Consider the following 17,443-nt stretch of genomic DNA (forward strand, 5'->3'; position numbering starts at 1 on the left):
TTCAGCCGAAGTGAGCCAGCGCGCCGTGGCTGACGTGCAGCGTCTGGCCGGTGATGTGGCGAGCCGCAGGGGTGGTAAGGAACAGCGCCAGCCGCGCAATCTCGGCCGCGACGGGCGCGGGTGTGCGCGAAAGCCCTTCGTAACCGGTCTGCACGCTGCGGCCGCAAGCGACTGTATTGATGGTGATCCCGCGCGTGCCGAAAACGGCGGCCTGGCCCGCGATCCAATTCGAGAGGGCCGCTTTGATCGCGGACTCGGCGCCACCGGCAGGCGGGTTCTCCGCCACCACGCTGACAATCGAGCCGCCGGAGCGCAGGTGATCGCCCACGGATTGCACCGTCAGCACCACCGAGAGCACCGTCGCGTCGAGCGCATTGCGCCAGGCGTTGGCCGTGTCGGACACCGAGTAGGCGCGCGGGTCACCGGCATCCCAGGACGGCGCTGGCACGTTGACGATGGTGTCCAGGTGACGGGGGAACAGTCCCCGTGCCTCGGTGAGGCTGGTCGGGTCGGTGGTGTCGCACACAACGGCGTCCACGTCGAGTTCCTTCGCGGCGACCTCGAGGTCGCCGCGGCGGGCACCCACCAGGGTGACCTTGTGGCCGTCGTTGCGAAAGCCTTCAGCCATTGTGCGCCCGAGATCGGTATCCCCGCCGGTGACCAGCACCTCCACTGCCATGACCTCCTCGTGTTCAACGCTGAACCCAGACCCTGGACCGTTGCCTGGAATTGCATCGTGATGGCGTAAGCTCCGGTAGATGTTACTGGACAGTAGCTATTCGGGGAAACTCCGCACCGCCACGACGCGCAGACGATCTTGGTAACCATTAGGTTTGGCCAGTGCGTTGGATCGGACTGCCAACTGGCCTAGTGTCGGCGATGCTGGTCGCGGGCCTGGTGGCATGTGGATCGAATTCACCCGCATCGTCGCCAGCCGGGCCGACGCAGGGTGCCCGGTCGATCGTGGTGTTCGCTGCTGCCTCGCTGCAGTCTGCGTTCACTCAGATCGGTGAGCAGTTCAAAGCCGGCAACCCAGGGGTTAACGTCAACTTCGCTTTCGCTGGTTCTTCTGAGTTGGCCACCCAGCTGACCCAGGGCGCGACCGCCGACGTCTTTGCATCTGCGGACACCGCGCAAATGGACAGTGTGGCCAAGGCGGGGTTGCTGGCCGGTCATCCGACAAACTTCGCCACCAACACGATGGTCATCGTTGCCGCCGCAGGCAATCCCAAGAAGATCCGATCTTTTGCCGACCTCACGCGGCCGGGGCTCAACGTGGTGGTCTGCCAGCCGTCGGTGCCATGCGGATCGGCGACCCGGCGCATCGAAGATGCAACCGGGATTCATCTCAACCCGGTCAGTGAGGAACTTAGCGTGACCGACGTTCTGAACAAGGTCATCACCGGGCAAGCCGATGCCGGGCTGGTCTATGTCAGTGACGCGCTCAGCGTTGCCACCAAAGTGACGTGTGTCAGATTTCCCGAAGCCGCGGGTGTGGTCAATGTCTACGCCATCGCGGTGCTAAAGCGGACCTCCCAGCCCGCTCTGGCCCGGCAGTTCGTGGCCATGGTGACCGCTGCGGCAGGTCGGCGGATCCTGGATCAGTCGGGTTTCGCCAAGCCCTGACGATGCACCCGCCTACGGATCTGCCTCGTTGGGTATATCTCCCGGCGATCGCGGGGATCGTGTTCGTGGCAATGCCGCTGGTCGCGATCGCCATCCGGGTCGATTGGCCGCGTTTCTGGGCGCTGATCACTACTCCGTCTTCTCAAACGGCCCTGCTGTTGAGCGTGAAGACCGCCGCGGCCAGCACGGTGCTGTGCGTACTGCTGGGCGTCCCGATGGCGCTGGTGCTGGCCCGCAGCCGCGGACGACTGGTGCGGTCGTTACGACCGCTGATCCTGTTACCGCTGGTGCTGCCGCCGGTAGTCGGGGGTATCGCGTTGCTCTACGCGTTCGGCCGGCTTGGCCTGATCGGGCGCTACCTGGAGGCGGCCGGCATCAGCATCGCATTCAGTACCGCGGCTGTGGTGCTGGCGCAGACCTTTGTCTCGCTGCCGTATCTGGTGATTTCCCTAGAGGGTGCAGCCCGCACCGCCGGAGCCGACTACGAGGTGGTGGCGGCGACACTTGGGGCGCGGCCCGGCACTGTCTGGTGGCGCGTGACCCTGCCGTTGCTGCTCCCGGGCGTGGTGTCCGGATCAGTACTGGCGTTTGCCCGCTCGCTCGGAGAGTTTGGCGCGACCCTAACCTTTGCCGGTTCCCGGCAAGGGGTCACCCGTACCCTTCCGCTGGAGATTTACCTGCAGCGGGTGACCGATCCGGACGCGGCGGTGGCATTGTCACTGCTGCTCGTTGTGGTAGCGGCACTGGTGGTGCTGGGTGTGGGTGCTCGTACGCCGATCGGGACCGATACCAGGTAGCCGGTCATGAGCAAGCTGCAGCTGCGCGCGGTCGTCGCCGACCGGCGTTTGGACGTCGAATTCTCGGTGTCCGCGGGCGAGGTGCTTGCAGTGCTCGGGCCCAACGGTGCGGGCAAGTCCACCGCCCTGCATGTTATCGCGGGGCTGCTTCGCCCCGACGCGGGCTTGGTACGTTTGGGGGACCGGGTGTTGACCGACACCGAGGCCGGGGTGAATGTGGCGACCCACGACCGTCGAGTCGGGCTGCTGTTGCAAGACCCGTTGTTGTTTCCACACCTGAGCGTGGCCAAAAACGTGGCCTTCGGACCACAATGCCGTCGCGGGATGTTTGGGTCCGGGCGCGCTAGGACAAGGGCGTCGGCACTGCGATGGCTGCGCGAGGTGAACGCCGAGCAGTTCGCCGACCGTAAGCCTCGTCAGCTATCCGGGGGCCAAGCCCAGCGCGTCGCCATCGCGCGAGCGTTGGCGGCCGAACCGGATGTGTTGCTGCTCGACGAGCCGCTGACCGGACTCGATGTGGCCGCGGCCGCGGGTATCCGTTCGGTGTTGCGTAGTGTCGTCGCGAGGAGCGGTTGCGCGGTAGTCCTGACGACCCATGACCTGCTGGACGTGTTCACGCTGGCCGACCGGGTATTGGTGCTCGAGTCCGGCACGATCGCCGAGATCGGCCCGGTTGCCGATGTGCTTACCGCACCTCGCAGTCGTTTCGGAGCCCGTATCGCCGGAGTCAACCTGGTCAATGGGACCATTGGTCCGGACGGCTCGCTGCGCACCCAGTCCGGCGCCCACTGGTACGGCACCCCGGTCCAGGATTTGCCTACTGGGCATGAGGCAATCGCGGTGTTCCCGCCGACGGCGGTGGCGGTGTATCCGGAACCGCCGCACGGAAGCCCGCGCAATATCGTCGGGCTGACGGTGGCGGAGGTGGATACCCGCGGACCCACGGTCCTGGTGCGCGGGCATGATCAGCCTGGTGGCGCGCCTGGCCTTGCCGCATGCATCACCGTCGATGCCGCCACCGAACTGCGTGTGGCGCCCGGATCGCGCGTGTGGTTCAGCGTCAAGGCGCAGGAAGTGGCCCTGCACCCGGCACCCCACCGACACGCCAGTTCATGAGCCGACCCGCGCCGTCCTTGCGTCGCGCCGTTAACACGGTAGGTTCTTCGCCATGCATCAGGTGGACCCCAACTTGACACGTCGCAAGGGACGATTGGCGGCACTGGCTATCGCGGCGATGGCCAGCGCCAGCCTGGTGACCGTTGCGGTGCCCGCGACCGCCAACGCCGATCCGGAGCCAGCGCCCCCGGTACCCACAACGGCCGCCTCGCCGCCGTCGACCGCTGCAGCGCCACCCGCACCGGCGACACCTGTTGCCCCCCCACCACCGGCCGCCGCCAACACGCCGAATGCCCAGCCGGGCGATCCCAACGCAGCACCTCCGCCGGCCGACCCGAACGCACCGCCGCCACCTGTCATTGCCCCAAACGCACCCCAACCTGTCCGGATCGACAACCCGGTTGGAGGATTCAGCTTCGCGCTGCCTGCTGGCTGGGTGGAGTCTGACGCCGCCCACCTCGACTACGGTTCAGCACTCCTCAGCAAAACCACCGGGGACCCGCCATTTCCCGGACAGCCGCCGCCGGTGGCCAATGACACCCGTATCGTGCTCGGCCGGCTAGACCAAAAGCTTTACGCCAGCGCCGAAGCCACCGACTCCAAGGCCGCGGCCCGGTTGGGCTCGGACATGGGTGAGTTCTATATGCCCTACCCGGGCACCCGGATCAACCAGGAAACCGTCTCGCTCGACGCCAACGGGGTGTCTGGAAGCGCGTCGTATTACGAAGTCAAGTTCAGCGATCCGAGTAAGCCGAACGGCCAGATCTGGACGGGCGTAATCGGCTCGCCCGCGGCGAACGCACCGGACGCCGGGCCCCCTCAGCGCTGGTTTGTGGTATGGCTCGGGACCGCCAACAACCCGGTGGACAAGGGCGCGGCCAAGGCGCTGGCCGAATCGATCCGGCCTTTGGTCGCCCCGCCGCCGGCGCCGGCACCGGCTCCTGCAGAGCCCGCTCCGGCGCCGGCGCCGGCCGGGGAAGTCGCTCCTACCCCGACGACACCGACACCGCAGCGGACCTTACCGGCCTGACCGGATCCGGCCGCACCCCAAGTGATACCCCTGGGCGGGGTGTCAGCGCGGCCGGGCGCTCTTGAGCCGGCGCAGCGGCGTCCATGGAGCGCCGCCGGCCAACGCGGCGTTCTTGGCGCCGGCGCGAACGTTGTTCAGGTGCCAACCGGTGGTGGGTCGTGGTTGGCGACTTGTACCGCTTCCGGTTCTCCATAGGTCGCGCCGGGGACGGGCAGCGGGTCGTGTGCGCGTCTTTCAGTGCACCGTGCGAAACGCCGACACCGTTGAACTCCACCTGAAAGCACCGCTGAACAGCAGAAAAGCGCCCACGAAAACACCGTGGGGCGCCACACACGTTTGATCACGCCACAACCCACCGACACCGTCACTACCCTCAAATCGTTACGCAGAAGCGGTATACCGATATCACGGCCCTGTGCTGGGCTAAGCCAGCGTCTGCAAGGAGAACCGCATGGACATCACGGCAACAACCGAATTTTTCGCCATGAACCTCGACGGCAAGACGGGTATAGGTTGGCTCGGCTACATCGTCATCGGCGGTATCGCCGGCTGGCTCGCCAGCAAGATCGTTAAGGGGGGCGGCTCGGGCATCCTGATGAACGTTGTGATCGGCGTCGTCGGGGCATTCGGCGCCGGCTTGGTCCTTAACGCGCTGGGCGTCGACGTCAACCATGGCGGGTACTGGTTCACCTTCTTCGTCGCCCTGGGCGGGGCTGTCGTCCTGCTGTGGATCGTCGGCATGGTGCGCAAGACCTAGCGCCAAACTGTTGTCGGCCAGGCAAATTGAGTGTGACTGCGGCGGCCGGCGACGGGTAGCGGCATGATGGAGTGATGGTCTCACCGGCGACCACGGCGACGATGAGTGCGTGGCAGGTGCGTCGGCCCGGCCCGATGGACACCGGCCCGCTCGAACGAGTGACCACCCGGGTGCCGCGCCCGGCGCCATCGGAGTTGCTGGTGGCCGTGCACGCATGCGGGGTGTGCCGCACCGATCTCCACGTGACCGAAGGTGACCTGCCCGTGCACCGCGAACGGGTGATTCCCGGCCACGAGGTAGTGGGAGAGGTCATTGAGGTGGGCTCAGCGGTGGGCGCGGCTGCCGGTGGCGAATTCGACCGAGGAGACCGGGTGGGTATCGCCTGGCTGCGTCACACTTGCGGGGTCTGCAAGTACTGCCGGCGCGGCAGCGAGAACCTCTGCCCGCAATCCCGCTACACCGGCTGGGACGCCGACGGGGGATACGCCGAATTCACGACGGTTCCTGCGGCTTTCGCGCACCATCTGCCGAGCGGCTATAGCGACAGCGAGCTGGCGCCGTTGTTGTGCGCCGGCATCATCGGATATCGATCGCTGCTGCGCACCGAGCTACCACCCGGTGGCCGGCTGGGTCTCTACGGATTCGGCGGCAGTGCCCACATCACCGCCCAGGTCGCGTTGGCGCAAGGCGCCGAAATACATGTGATGACACGCGGGGCCCGCGCGCGCAAGCTGGCGCTGCAACTTGGCGCTGCATCGGCTCAGGACGCCGCCGACCGGCCACCCGTGCCGCTGGACGCCGCGATCTTATTCGCCCCGGTCGGGGATCTGGTGCTGCCCGCGCTGGAAGCGCTGGACCGTGGCGGCATCTTGGCGATCGCCGGGATCCACCTGACCGATATTCCGGACCTGAACTACCAGCAGCACTTGTTCCAGGAGCGTCAGATCCGGTCGGTCACGTCGAACACCCGCGCCGATGCGCGCGCGTTCTTCGACTTCGCCGCCCAGCATCACATCGAGGTCACCACGCCGGAGTACCCGCTTGGCCAAGCCGATCGTGCGCTGGGCGACCTGAGCGCCGGCCGCATCGCCGGTGCCGCCGTGCTGCTGATCTGACCGAGCTCAGGTCGACAGGTGCCAGACCAGGGCAGCGGCCAGGGCACCCATCCCGTTCAGCGACCAATGCAGTGCGATCGGTGCGATCAGGCTGCCGCTGCGCCGTCGCAGCCAGCTGAACACGAATCCGGCCACTCCGGTGGCCAACACCGCCAGCATGACACCGGCCACCAGCCCGATGATCCCGCCACCGAACAGTCGAGTGAAGCCGACATTGCTGCTCGTGAGCCCCAGCGACGTCGCAATATGCCACAGACCGAACAGCACCGAACCCGCCACCGCGACACCCCGGAATCCCCAAGCCCGATTCAGCGCCCCATGCAACACACCGCGGAAGGCCAGCTCTTCGGGGATGACGGTTTGCAGCGGGATCATGACCATCGAGGCGATCACCGCGCCGGAGATCGTCGCGTAGTGATGGTTCATGAACATCGGCCGGGTTATCGGCAGCAGGACACCTACCGAGATCACCGCCACCACCAGGGCAACGGCCGCTAGCGCATAGACGAGCCCGGATTTCCAGTGTTGGCGGCTCAGTCCGAGTTCAGCCCAGCCCAGGCCTCTACTCCGCACCAAGATCACCAGTCCGACCGCGGCGGCCGGGACGGTGGCGATGCTCGCCCACGGTGTGGTGAAATGCGCGATCAGGTTCGTCAGTACCAGCACCAGGACGACGACGGCGATGTCGACATATATCCGGAACCGGTGCATCACCGAGAGGTGCGACACCAGTGGACCTGGATGAACGGCTGCGCAAGCAGTCAAGTGGTCAGACATCGTCAGCAGAGTCTACCGGCGGAGGGCTCGGTGTCCGCTCTCGCGCGTAGGCCTTGAGCTCGGCTGCGAGCGCGTCTGCCGCCAACAGCTGGGGAAGCAGCTCCGATTCAGAGGTTCGGGCGCGAAACACGAGCCCGACGGTCACGTTGTGCTCAGGGCGGTAATCGACGGTGATTGTGTCGCCGGCGCGCACTGTTCCGGGAGCGATCACCCGTAGGTAGGCGCCTGGTTTGGCGGCCCGGGTGAAGGTCTTGATCCAATAACGCAAATCCAGGAAGGCCGCGAAGGTCCGGCACGGGATCCGGGGCGCCGAGACTTCCAACACCAATCCGTCGGAGCCGATGCGCCAGCGTTCACCAATCCGCGCGTACGTCACGTCGACGCCCGAGGTGGTCAGATTCTCGCCGAACATTCCGTTGTGAAGGGTGCGGTGAAGCTGGGTTTCCCACGCGTCGAGGTCTTCTCGCGCATACGCATAGACGGCCTGATCATCACCGCCATGGAGCTTCGGGTTGCCGACGGTGTCGCCAACCAGGCCGCTGCCGACACCCGCATGCATCGACCCGGGTGCCCGCACCATGACCGCCTCAGATGCCGCCACTTTGTCGATTCCGGTCAACTTCGACTGCGCGCGCGGATCAGGGTTCGCCCGAACACGAGCCAGGTTGACCGACAACACATGCGCCACCCGCACAGGGTAGCTCTGACGCGCGTTGGTCCACGCCAGCCGGCGCGGCGCAACGGTCACTCCTCGCCGCGAGCCCGAGCCTCGTAGGTCCTGCGCTTCTCCATGTCGACATCGTCGGTGAAGACATGCTCGCCGCCGAGGAGTCGGTTCAAGCCCTCGGAAACCTGGCGCGGCATGAACCGCTGTGCCACGATCATCGAGCCAGCCGCTTTCGTGACCCGCACCCGCGGTTTGGGATGAACAATCAGCCCGACGATCGCGTCGGCGATATCGGCCGGCTCGGCGTTCTTGAATCCTTTGATCCCACCGGTGCCCGCAATGAGCTCGGTGTTGACAAACGACGGCAACACCATCGAGAACTTCACGCCGGCCGAACGGTATTCAAGCCGGGCCGAATCGGTGAACGCGACCACCGCGTGCTTGCTGGCACAGTAAGTGGCCACGCCTACGGCGTAGATTTCCCCGGCAAGCGAGGCGACATTGATAACGTGTCCCCGCCCGCGCGGGACCATCCGCTGCGCCGCCAGCTTGCTACCCAAGATCACCCCGTAGACGTTGATGTCCAGGATTCGGCGGGTTACCGGGTCTGGTTCGTCGACAATCCGCCCCAAGGGCATGATGCCGGCGTTGTTGACCAGCACGTCGATCGGGCCGAGTTGGCGCTCGACGGCGTCGAGGAATCCCGAAAACGAATCCGGGTCGGTGACATCGAGTTTGCCGTACATGTCGAGGTCGAGATCGGCACCCGACTCTTTCGCCATCGCCTCATCGATGTCGCCGATAGCGACCTTGGCTCCCAAGTTGTGCAGCGCGGCCGCTGTGGCCAATCCGATTCCCCGGGCGCCGCCGGTGATGGCGATTACTTTGTCCTGGACCTTGTCCCGGATCTTGACGCCGATGGATGTCCTGCCTGGCACTGTCGTCCCTTCGCTCGGCGGGCCTTAGCCGCCGTCCAATGCGGTCGCGCCCGTGTAGTCACGGTAGCCGCGAACGGCGATGAAACAGCTACGGTGTGCACGTGCCCGAACGATTGCTCGATGCCGTGCGTGTGCTCGACTTGTCCGACGGCTGTTCTGCTGGAGGCACCGATATGGTGACACGACTGCTCGCCGACCTGGGCGCAGACGTTCTCAAGGTGGAACCCCCCGGCGGCAGCCCAGGACGCCACGTGCGGCCCACGCTGGCCGGCACCAGCATCGGGTTCGCCATGCACAACGCGAACAAACGCAGCGCAGTGCTCAACCCGCTCGACGAGAGCGACCGTCGGCGGTTCTTGGACCTCGCCGCCAGCGCCGACATCGTCGTCGACTGTGGTCTTCCGGGACAGGCCGCCGCGTACGGGGCATCGTGTGCCGAGTTGGCCGATCGCTACCGACACCTGGTGGCGCTGTCGATCACCGACTTTGGCGCTGCCGGTCCGCGGTCGTCATGGCGCGCGACCGATCCGGTGCTGTACGCGATGAGTGGTGCTCTCTCGCGGTCGGGCCCTACCGCCGGCACGCCGGTACTGCCGCCGGACGGTATCGCTTCGGCAACCGCAGCGGTGCAGGCAGCCTGGGCCGTACTGGTCGCCTATTTCAACCGATTACGTTGTGGTACTGGGGATTACATCGACTTCTCCCGGTTTGACGCCGTCGTTATGGCGTTGGATCCCCCCTTCGGGGCGCACGGGCAGGTCGCAGCCGGCATCCGCAGCACCGGGCGATGGCGGGGACGGCCCAAGAACCAGGACGCTTACCCGATTTATCCGTGCCGGGACGGCTACGTACGGTTCTGCGTGATGGCGCCGCGGCAGTGGCGCGGGCTGCGCCGCTGGTTGGGGGAGCCCGAAGATTTTCAGGACCCCAAGTACGACGTGATCGGCGCACGTTTGGCCGCATGGCCGCAGATCAGCGTGTTGGTCGCGAAGTTGTGCGCCGAGAAGACCATGAAGGAGTTGGTGGCAGCCGGCCAAGCGCTCGGGGTTCCCATTACCGCGGTGCTGACACCGTCGAGAATCCTGGCCTCCGAACACTTCCAGGCGGTGGGTGCGATCACCGATGCCGAGCTCGTTCCGGGGGTGCGCACCGGGGTGCCTACCGGATACTTCGTTGTCGACGGGAAGCGCGCCGGTTTCCGTACTCCGGCCCCCGCCGCGGGGCAGGACGAACCGCGCTGGCTCGCGGATCCAGCGCCGGTGCCCCCACCCTCAGGCCGGGTCGGCGGCTATCCATTCGAAGGTCTGCGGATTCTTGATCTGGGCATCATCGTGGCCGGCGGCGAGCTCAGCCGGCTGTTCGGCGACTTGGGCGCCGAGGTCATCAAGGTCGAAAGTGCCGACCACCCCGACGGGTTGCGGCAGACCCGAGTCGGGGATGCGATGAGTGAATCATTCGCGTGGACCCATCGCAATCACCTCGCGCTGGGCCTGGACCTGCGCAACAGCGAGGGCAAAGCGATCTTCGGTCGCCTGGTCGCTGAATCCGACGCGGTGTTCGCCAACTTCAAACCGGGAACCCTTACCTCACTTGGGTTTTCCTACGATGTACTGCACGCCTTCAACCCCCGGATCGTGCTCGCCGGGAGTAGTGCATTCGGGAACCGAGGGCCGTGGAGCACCCGGATGGGCTACGGGCCACTGGTGCGCGCCGCCACCGGGGTCACCCGTGTTTGGACATCCGATGAGGCGCAGCCGGACAACTCTCGGCATCCCTTCTACGACGCGACGACGATCTTCCCCGACCACGTTGTCGGGCGGGTCGGTGCCCTGCTCGCGCTGGCGGCCCTGATCCACCGCGATCGAACTGGCGGCGGAGCCCACGTCCACATCTCCCAGGCCGAAGTCGTCGTCAATCAGCTAGACACCATGTTCGTTGCCGAGGCCGCCCGAGCGACCGACGTTGCCGAGATCCACCCGGACACCAGTGTGCATGCGGTCTACCCTTGTGCTGGCGACGACGAATGGTGCGTCATCTCAATCCGCTCCGACGATGAATGGCGTCGCGCGACATCTGTTTTCGGCCAGCCTGAATTGGCGAACGACCCACGCTTCGGGGCAAGCCGGTCACGCGTGGCCAACCGTTCGGAGTTGGTGGCCGCAGTGTCGGCCTGGACCAGCACCCGTACCCCGGTGCAAGCGGCCGGCGCGCTGCAGGCGGCCGGAGTTGCGGCCGGCCCGATGAATCGCCCGTCGGATATCCTCGAGGATCCCCAGCTGATCGAGCGAAACCTGTTCCGCGACATGGTGCATCCGCTGATCGCCCGTCCGCTGCCCGCCGAGACGGGTCCGGCTCCGTTTCGTCACATTCCGCAGGCACCCCAACGCCCGGCGCCGCTGCCCGGACAGGACAGCGTTCAGATCTGCCGCAAGCTGCTCGGCATGACCGCGGACGAGACCGAACGCCTAATCAACGAGCGCGTAATGTTCGGGCCGGCCGTCACTGCCTAAGTGGTCTCGCCGGTGTCGTTCGTCGACGGTCGGCTGATTGCCCTTCCGGCTCCGAGATCGACGTTTTGCCCGCCTGTTCGTGCTTTATCTGCGAAGCCCCGATCTGGGCGCATCGGGGTGACGCATTCGGGCAGCTAAAGCTTTTCGACCCGCAAGCCGGCGGTGCCCCTCCTCGTTCCGTTGCCCGGTCTGCTCGATCGGTTCGGGGTCGCCGCGCTAGGCCCAATTGCCCGGCTCCTCCTCGGGCCGTTCCACGACCCGCATCGTCGCCGGGCTAGGCCCAATTGCCCGGCTCCTCCTCGGGCCGTTCCACGACCCGCATCGTCGCCGGGCTAGGCCCAATTGCCCGGCTCCTCCTCGGGCCGTTCCACGACCCGCATCGTCGCCGGGCTAGCCCCAATTGCCCGGCTCCTCCTCGGGCCGTTCCACGACCCGCATCGTCGCCGGGCTAGGTTCAAGCCATGCCGGTAGACCCCAGGACGCCAGTGCTGATCGGCTATGGACAGGTCAACCACCGAGACGACATCGACGCCGAGAAGCAGTCCATCGAACCCGTCGACCTGATGGCCGCCGCGGCCCGGAAAGCCGCGGATTCGACGGTGCTCGAGGCGGTGGATTCGATCCGTGTGGTGCACATGCTGTCGGCGCATTACCGGAATCCCGGGCAGCTCCTCGGCGAACGAATCAAGGCGAGGACCTTCACCACCGGTTACAGCGGGGTGGGCGGCAACATGCCGCAATCCCTGGTCAACCGGGCATGCCTGGACATCCAGCGCGGGCGGGCCGGCGTGGTGCTGCTGGCTGGCGCCGAAACCTGGCGCACCCGAACGGGCCTGCGCGCCAAGGGCAGCAAACTGGAGTGGACTGTGCAGGACGAATCCGTTCCGCTGCCGGACATGGCCGGCGACGACGTTCCGATGGCCGGTGCGGCTGAGCTGCGGATCAACCTGGACCGGCCGGCCTACGTGTACCCGATATTCGAGCAGGCGCTGCGCATCGCCTACGGCGAGTCGATCGAGAACCACCGAAAGCGGATCGGCGAGCTGTGGGCGCGGTTCAGTGCCGTAGCTGCTGACAACCCGCACGCGTGGATCCGCAACCCGGTTACGGCTGACGAGATCTGGCAGCCCGGCCCACAGAACCGGATGGTCAGCTGGCCCTACACCAAGCTTATGAACTCCAACAACATGGTTGACCAGGGTGCCGCGCTGCTGCTGACGTCGGTCGAACGTGCGACACGTCTGCGAATACCGGCCGAACGCTGGGTTTATCCACAGGCTGGCACCGACGCCCACGACACACCGGCCGTCGCCGACCGCCACCGACTGCATCGGTCGACGGCCATTCGGATCGCCGGTGCCCGGGCGCTGGAACTGGCTGGGCTGGGGCTCGATGACATCGAATACGTCGACCTGTATTCGTGCTTTCCCTCCGCTGTCCAAGTCGCCGCAATCGAACTCGGCCTGGACACCGACGATCCTGCCCGCCCGCTGACCGTCACCGGGGGCCTGACCTTCGCCGGCGGGCCGTGGAGCAATTACGTCACGCACTCCATCGCCACCATGGCTGAACTGCTGGCGGCCAATCCCGGGCGCCGAGGTCTGATCACCGCCAACGGCGGTTACCTGACCAAACACAGTTTCGGGGTCTACGGCACCGAGCCGCCGTCGGAATTCCGCTGGGAGGACATGCAACCCGCGGTCGATAGGGAGCCCACCGGAGATGGGTTGGTCGAGTGGGAAGGCATCGGCACCGTCGAAGCGTGGACCACACCAGTCAACCGGGACGGACAACCCGAGAAGGCGTTCCTGGCGGTGCGCACGCCCGACGGGTCGCGCAGCTTGGCCGTGATCACCGATCCCGCATCGGTGCAAGCAACGGTGCGCGAGGACATCGCCGGCGTCAAGGTTGCCGTCGCCCCCGACGGCACCGCGACCCTGCGATAGCCGGCGGGCAGCACGAGTCACGTTCCAGAAGCAATGGTCGCGCAAGCGACACTGACGTGCCTATTGTCATGAGGAGACGTTGGGGGAGGTGAGGCCGGGTGCAGATCCTGGTTACCGACGCCACGGGTGCCGTCGGGCGGTCGGTCACTCGGCAGTTGATCGCTGCCGGACACACGGTGAGCGGTATAGCCCAGCACCCGCACGATGCTCTGGACCCCCGCGTCGACTATGTTTGCGCGTCGTTGCGCAACCCAGTGCTGCAAGAGTTAGCCGGCGAAGCCGACGCGGTGATCCATCTCGCCCCGGTCGACACCAGCGCCCCGGGCGGTGTTGGCATCACCGGACTGGCACATGTGGCCAACGCGGCCGCCCGCGCCGGTGCCCGGCTGCTGTTCGTTTCTCAGGCCGCTGGGCGACCCGAACTATATCGGCAGGCTGAGACGCTGGTGTCCACCGGTTGGGCACCCAGCTTGGTCATCCGTATTGCGCCACCGGTCGGCCGCCAACTCGATTGGATGGTGTGCCGGACAGTGGCCACGCTGCTGCGGAGCAAAGTCTCGGCACGGCCGATACGAGTGCTACATCTCGACGACTTGGTCCGCTTCCTGGTTTTGGCGCTGAATACCGACCGCAACGGTGTCGTTGACCTGGCCACCCCTGACACCACCAATGTGGTCACCGCGTGGCGGCTGCTCCGATCCGTGGACCCGCACTTGCGAACACGTCGGGTCCGCAGCTGGGAGCAATTGATTCCCGAGGTGGATATCGCTGCCGTGCAGGAGGATTGGAACTTCGAGTTCGGCTGGCAAGCGACCGAAGCAATTGTCGACACCGGGCGGGGCCTCGTCGGCCGCAGACTGCACCCGGCAGGCGCGACCAACGGATCGGGTCAACTAGCACTGCCGGTGGAGGCGCCCCCGCGGTCTGTGCCTTCCCACGGGGAACCCTTGGGCAGCGCGGCTCCAGAAGGGTTGGAGGGAGAGTTCGACGACCGTATCGACGAGCGGTTCCCGGTCTTCAGCTCGGCCAGTCTCGCCGAAGCGCTGCCGGGTCCGCTGACCCCGATGACGCTGGATGTCCAGTTGAGTGGACTGCGCGCGGCCGGTCGGGCGATGGGTCGGGTACTGGCGCTTGGCGGTGTCGTTGCCGATGAGTGGGAGAGAAGAGCCATCGCGGTGTTCGGTCACCGCCCGTATATCGGAGTGTCGGCCAATATTGTGGCCGCCGCCCAACTGCCGGGGTGGGACGCGCAGGCCGTAGCCCGGCGGGCACTGGGCGAGCAACCGCAGGTCACTGAGCTGCTTCCGTTTGGTCGACCGCAACTTGCGGGCGGACCGCTCGGCTCGGTCGCGAAGGTGGTCGTGACGGCGCGGTCGCTGGCCCTGCTGCGCCATCTCCGGAGCGACACACACCACTATGTTGCCGCCGCAGATGCCGAGCACCTCGCTGCCGGGCAGCTTGCCTCGCTACCGGACGCCGGCTTGGAGGTCCGGATTCGGCTGTTGCGTGATCGCATCCACCAAGGCTGGATTCTTACGGTGCTGTGGGTGATCGACACGGGCGTCACAGCGGCGACGTTAGAGCACACCCGCGCAGGCTCCGCGGTGTCCGGAGTGGGCATGATCATGGAAAGTGGCAGAATCGGCGCCGAGATTGCTCCGCTGGCTGCGGTGCTGCGCGCCGACCCGCCGCTGTGCGCGCTGGCCAACGACGGCAACCTCGCCAGCATCCGCGCGCTGTCTGCTCCCGCCGCCGCCGCAGTTGACGCGGTCATTGCCCGGATAGGGCACCGCGGGTTAGGCGAAGCCGAGCTGGCTAACCTGACGTTTGCCGACGATCCGGCGCTACTGCTGAAGACAGCCGCCGAAATCGCCGCGCGGCCCGCCGGGCCAGCTCACCCAGCGACGTTGATCCAGCGACTGGCTGCCGGCACGCGCAGTGCCCGGGAGCTGGCGCACGACACCACCATCCGATTCACCCATGAGCTCCGGATGACATTGCGGGAGTTGGGATCTCGACGAGTCGCGGCGGATGTGATAGACGTCGTTGACGACGTGTTCTACCTGACCTGCGACGAACTGATTACCACGCCGGCCGACGCTCGGCTGCGAATCAAACGTCGGCGCGCCGAACGAGAACGCCTGCAGGCACAGCGCCCGCCAGACGTTATCGATCATGCCTGGGTACCCGTGGAGTAGCGGTCAACACACGTCAATTCGTCGTCAGGTCCGCCAACGGCCACTGCGGATCAACCAGCCTGTCAACGTCGACCGGGTTCCCGGACCGGATCAGGCCCTTGACGTCGTCCACCACGTCCCAGACGTTGACATTCATCCCGGCTAGCACCCGGCTGTCGCCGTCGAGCCAGAAGGAGAGGAACTCGCGGCCGGCAACGTTGCCACGGAACACCACCCGATCACAGCTGGGGGCGTGGCCGACGTACTCCATGCCGAGGTCGTATTGATCGGTGAACAAATAGGGCAGTTCAGCGTATTCGCCCGGCCGGCCCAGCATGCCGGCAGCCGCCACCGCGGGTTGTTTGAGCGCGTTGGCCCAGTGTTCGGTACGGACGCGGGTACCCAATAGCGGGTGTTCAGCGGCGGCAATGTCGCCGACTGCGTAGATGTCGGGATCGCTGGTGCGCAGCGATGCATCAACCAACACACCGCCCTCGCCCATCGCCAGCCCGGCCTGTTGGGCGAGTTCTACGTTGGGCTTCGCGCCCACAGCGACTAGCACGGCGTCGGCGGCAACCGTCGACCCGTCACGCATCTTGAGCCCGGTCGCCTTGCCGTCGGCTGCAGTGATCTCTTCGAGCTGGGTCTGCAACCGTAAGTCCACCCCTTGATCTCGATGTAGGTCGGCAAACACTTTGCCAACCGCTTCCCCGAGCGCGGCCAGCAGCGGTTGTTTGGCGGTCTCGACGACGGTGACGTCGACGCCACGTTGACGCGCACTGGCGGCCACTTCCAGGCCTATCCAGCCGGCACCCACCACTGCGAGGGAAGACCCCTGCACCAGAACGGAGTTCAATGCCACGGCGTCGTTGTAGCTGCGCAGGTAGTGGACGCCGGCGGCATCGGATCCAGGTATTGGTGGGCGCCGTGGGGCCGATCCCGTGGCCAACAGCAGCTTGTCGTAGCGCACCGCAGCGCCGTCGGGAAGCTCTACCGTGTGTGCGGACCGATCCAATGACGACACCCGCACGCCGAGCCGCACATCCACGTCATGGTCGCGGTACCAATCGGAGGTCTGGATGGTGAAGTCGCTCAGCGACTTTTTGCCGGCCAGAAACTCCTTGGAAAGCGGCGGCCGGTCGTAGGGCAGGTGCTCTTCGTCGCCGAACAAGATAATCCGACCGCCGAAGTCGCTGCGGCGCAACGCCTCTACGGCTTTAGCCCCGGCAAGTCCCCCGCCAACAATGACGAACGTGGTTGAGCTGGCCATAATTGCTGCTCCGTCCTGTTGTGTGCGGTGCCGCTTGACAGCCTACGAGCCGGTCGCGTACCTGGGTCAACCGGTCACCTGCAGGCGCAGCTCGTCGTCTAACGCCACTCGCACTAACGCAGCAGCGAGCAGCGCATTGGAGCTGGGTGCCACCGACGCCAGCTTCTTCGGGTCAGTGGGCAAGCCGAGCTGCTTCGCCGCGGCGGTGGCTCGATCGTCGAAATACGGTCGTACCCAGATCCAGACGTCTTGGACCTCGCGTAAGAAAATGTCGGCACCGGTGTCGCCGATTCCGTTGAAAGTCTTGAGCATACGTTTGGCGGCCGAAACGTCGGGTCGTGTGCGCTGGGCGAGTTCCCGCAAATCACCGGAGTACTCGTCGCGAACCCGGTGAGCGATAGCGGTGAGCCGGGTGGCTGAGCTCTCGTCATACCGCACGTAGTGGGCACGGCCAAACGCACTGATCATCGTTTGTCGCTCTGCTGACAGCACAGCTTTGGGTGTCCGCAGGCCCGAGCAGAACAATTCCCGGGCGGCACGTGCTGCCGTGGCGGCACCGATCGGCTTGCTGGCCAGCATGCACAGCACCAGCAGCTGAAACAGCGGCATCGGTTTGTCCCTGATCCGGATTCCCGCCTCCGCCGCGTAAGTGGTGCCGGCGAGTTTAAGCAGTCGTCGTGCCAGTGGCTCCGGCTTGATCACAAGCAACCGCATACC

15 protein-coding genes are annotated in these 17,443 nt (G+C 66.1%); 9 read left to right on the forward strand and 6 right to left on the reverse strand.

Going from position 1 to position 17,443, the window contains the following annotated elements; genetic code table 11:
- Nucleotide 1 precedes the first annotated feature (1 nt).
- Complete coding sequence (locus MCAN_RS09770) at nt 2-679, reverse strand: SDR family oxidoreductase (protein WP_003409323.1); 678 nt, start codon at nt 677-679, stop codon at nt 2-4.
- Between the two features lie 161 nt (nt 680-840).
- Here MCAN_RS09770 and modA point away from each other — a divergent pair, with 161 nt between their 5' ends.
- The 6 genes from modA to MCAN_RS09800 all read left to right on the forward strand — a co-directional run bounded on the left by modA (nt 841) and on the right by MCAN_RS09800 (nt 6,441).
- Nucleotides 841-1,626: a molybdate ABC transporter substrate-binding protein gene (gene modA / locus MCAN_RS09775; RefSeq protein WP_014000983.1), complete on the forward strand. Its 786-nt coding sequence runs from the start codon at nt 841-843 to the stop codon at nt 1,624-1,626.
- 2 nt (nt 1,627-1,628) lie between these two features.
- On the forward strand, nt 1,629-2,423 hold the full coding sequence (locus MCAN_RS09780) for an ABC transporter permease (protein ID WP_003409329.1): 795 nt from the start codon (nt 1,629-1,631) through the stop codon (nt 2,421-2,423).
- 6 nt (nt 2,424-2,429) lie between these two features.
- Complete coding sequence (locus tag MCAN_RS09785; RefSeq protein ID WP_014000984.1) at nt 2,430-3,539, forward strand: sulfate/molybdate ABC transporter ATP-binding protein; 1,110 nt, start codon at nt 2,430-2,432, stop codon at nt 3,537-3,539.
- A gap of 52 nt (nt 3,540-3,591) precedes the next feature.
- Entirely contained in the window at nt 3,592-4,569 is a 978-nt protein-coding gene (gene apa / locus MCAN_RS09790) for an adhesin Apa (protein WP_003409337.1), read from the forward strand.
- 451 nt (nt 4,570-5,020) lie between these two features.
- A complete protein-coding gene (locus tag MCAN_RS09795; protein WP_014000985.1) occupies nt 5,021-5,326 on the forward strand; it encodes a GlsB/YeaQ/YmgE family stress response membrane protein in 306 nt (101 codons plus the stop codon).
- A 74-nt stretch (nt 5,327-5,400) separates the two neighbouring features.
- Nucleotides 5,401-6,441 carry a zinc-binding alcohol dehydrogenase family protein gene (locus tag MCAN_RS09800; RefSeq protein WP_003409345.1) on the forward strand — a complete coding sequence of 347 codons (1,041 nt, stop codon included), beginning with the start codon at nt 5,401-5,403 and terminating at the stop codon, nt 6,439-6,441.
- Nucleotides 6,442-6,447: 6 nt separating this feature from the next.
- Here MCAN_RS09800 and MCAN_RS09805 read toward each other — a convergent pair whose 3' ends face one another.
- From MCAN_RS09805 to MCAN_RS09815, 3 genes are all read right to left on the reverse strand, one after another.
- Complete coding sequence (locus MCAN_RS09805; RefSeq protein WP_003899053.1) at nt 6,448-7,218, reverse strand: CPBP family intramembrane glutamic endopeptidase; 771 nt, start codon at nt 7,216-7,218, stop codon at nt 6,448-6,450.
- Nucleotides 7,211-7,897 (reverse strand): MOSC domain-containing protein, encoded by a 687-nt coding sequence (locus tag MCAN_RS09810; RefSeq protein WP_003911693.1) that lies wholly within the window; start codon nt 7,895-7,897, stop codon nt 7,211-7,213. Before MCAN_RS09810 ends, MCAN_RS09805 begins: the two co-directional genes overlap by 8 nt.
- A 65-nt stretch (nt 7,898-7,962) precedes the next feature.
- Complete coding sequence (locus MCAN_RS09815; RefSeq protein WP_014000986.1) at nt 7,963-8,823, reverse strand: SDR family oxidoreductase; 861 nt, start codon at nt 8,821-8,823, stop codon at nt 7,963-7,965.
- A 95-nt stretch (nt 8,824-8,918) separates the two neighbouring features.
- Here MCAN_RS09815 and MCAN_RS09820 point away from each other — a divergent pair, with 95 nt between their 5' ends.
- From MCAN_RS09820 to MCAN_RS09830, 3 genes are all read left to right on the forward strand, one after another.
- The gene (locus tag MCAN_RS09820; RefSeq protein WP_003900424.1) at nt 8,919-11,333 is read left to right on the forward strand and encodes a CaiB/BaiF CoA-transferase family protein; all 2,415 of its coding nucleotides are present in this window, start codon (nt 8,919-8,921) and stop codon (nt 11,331-11,333) included.
- 461 nt (nt 11,334-11,794) lie between these two features.
- Nucleotides 11,795-13,279: an acetyl-CoA acetyltransferase gene (locus tag MCAN_RS09825; RefSeq protein WP_014000987.1), complete on the forward strand. Its 1,485-nt coding sequence runs from the start codon at nt 11,795-11,797 to the stop codon at nt 13,277-13,279.
- Between the two features lie 98 nt (nt 13,280-13,377).
- Nucleotides 13,378-15,477 (forward strand): NAD(P)H-binding protein, encoded by a 2,100-nt coding sequence (locus MCAN_RS09830; RefSeq protein WP_014000988.1) that lies wholly within the window; start codon nt 13,378-13,380, stop codon nt 15,475-15,477.
- A 13-nt stretch (nt 15,478-15,490) separates the two neighbouring features.
- Here MCAN_RS09830 and MCAN_RS09835 read toward each other — a convergent pair whose 3' ends face one another.
- Both MCAN_RS09835 and MCAN_RS09840 read right to left on the reverse strand, forming a co-directional pair.
- Nucleotides 15,491-16,726, reverse strand: coding sequence for an NAD(P)/FAD-dependent oxidoreductase (locus MCAN_RS09835; protein ID WP_014000989.1), 1,236 nt, complete (start codon nt 16,724-16,726; stop codon nt 15,491-15,493).
- 66 nt (nt 16,727-16,792) lie between these two features.
- Nucleotides 16,793-17,440: a hypothetical protein gene (locus tag MCAN_RS09840; RefSeq protein ID WP_003409378.1), complete on the reverse strand. Its 648-nt coding sequence runs from the start codon at nt 17,438-17,440 to the stop codon at nt 16,793-16,795.
- Between the last annotated feature and the right edge of the window lie 3 nt (nt 17,441-17,443).

The organism is Mycobacterium canetti CIPT 140010059 (genome assembly GCF_000253375.1).
Classification (GTDB): Bacteria; Actinomycetota; Actinomycetes; order Mycobacteriales; family Mycobacteriaceae; genus Mycobacterium; species Mycobacterium tuberculosis.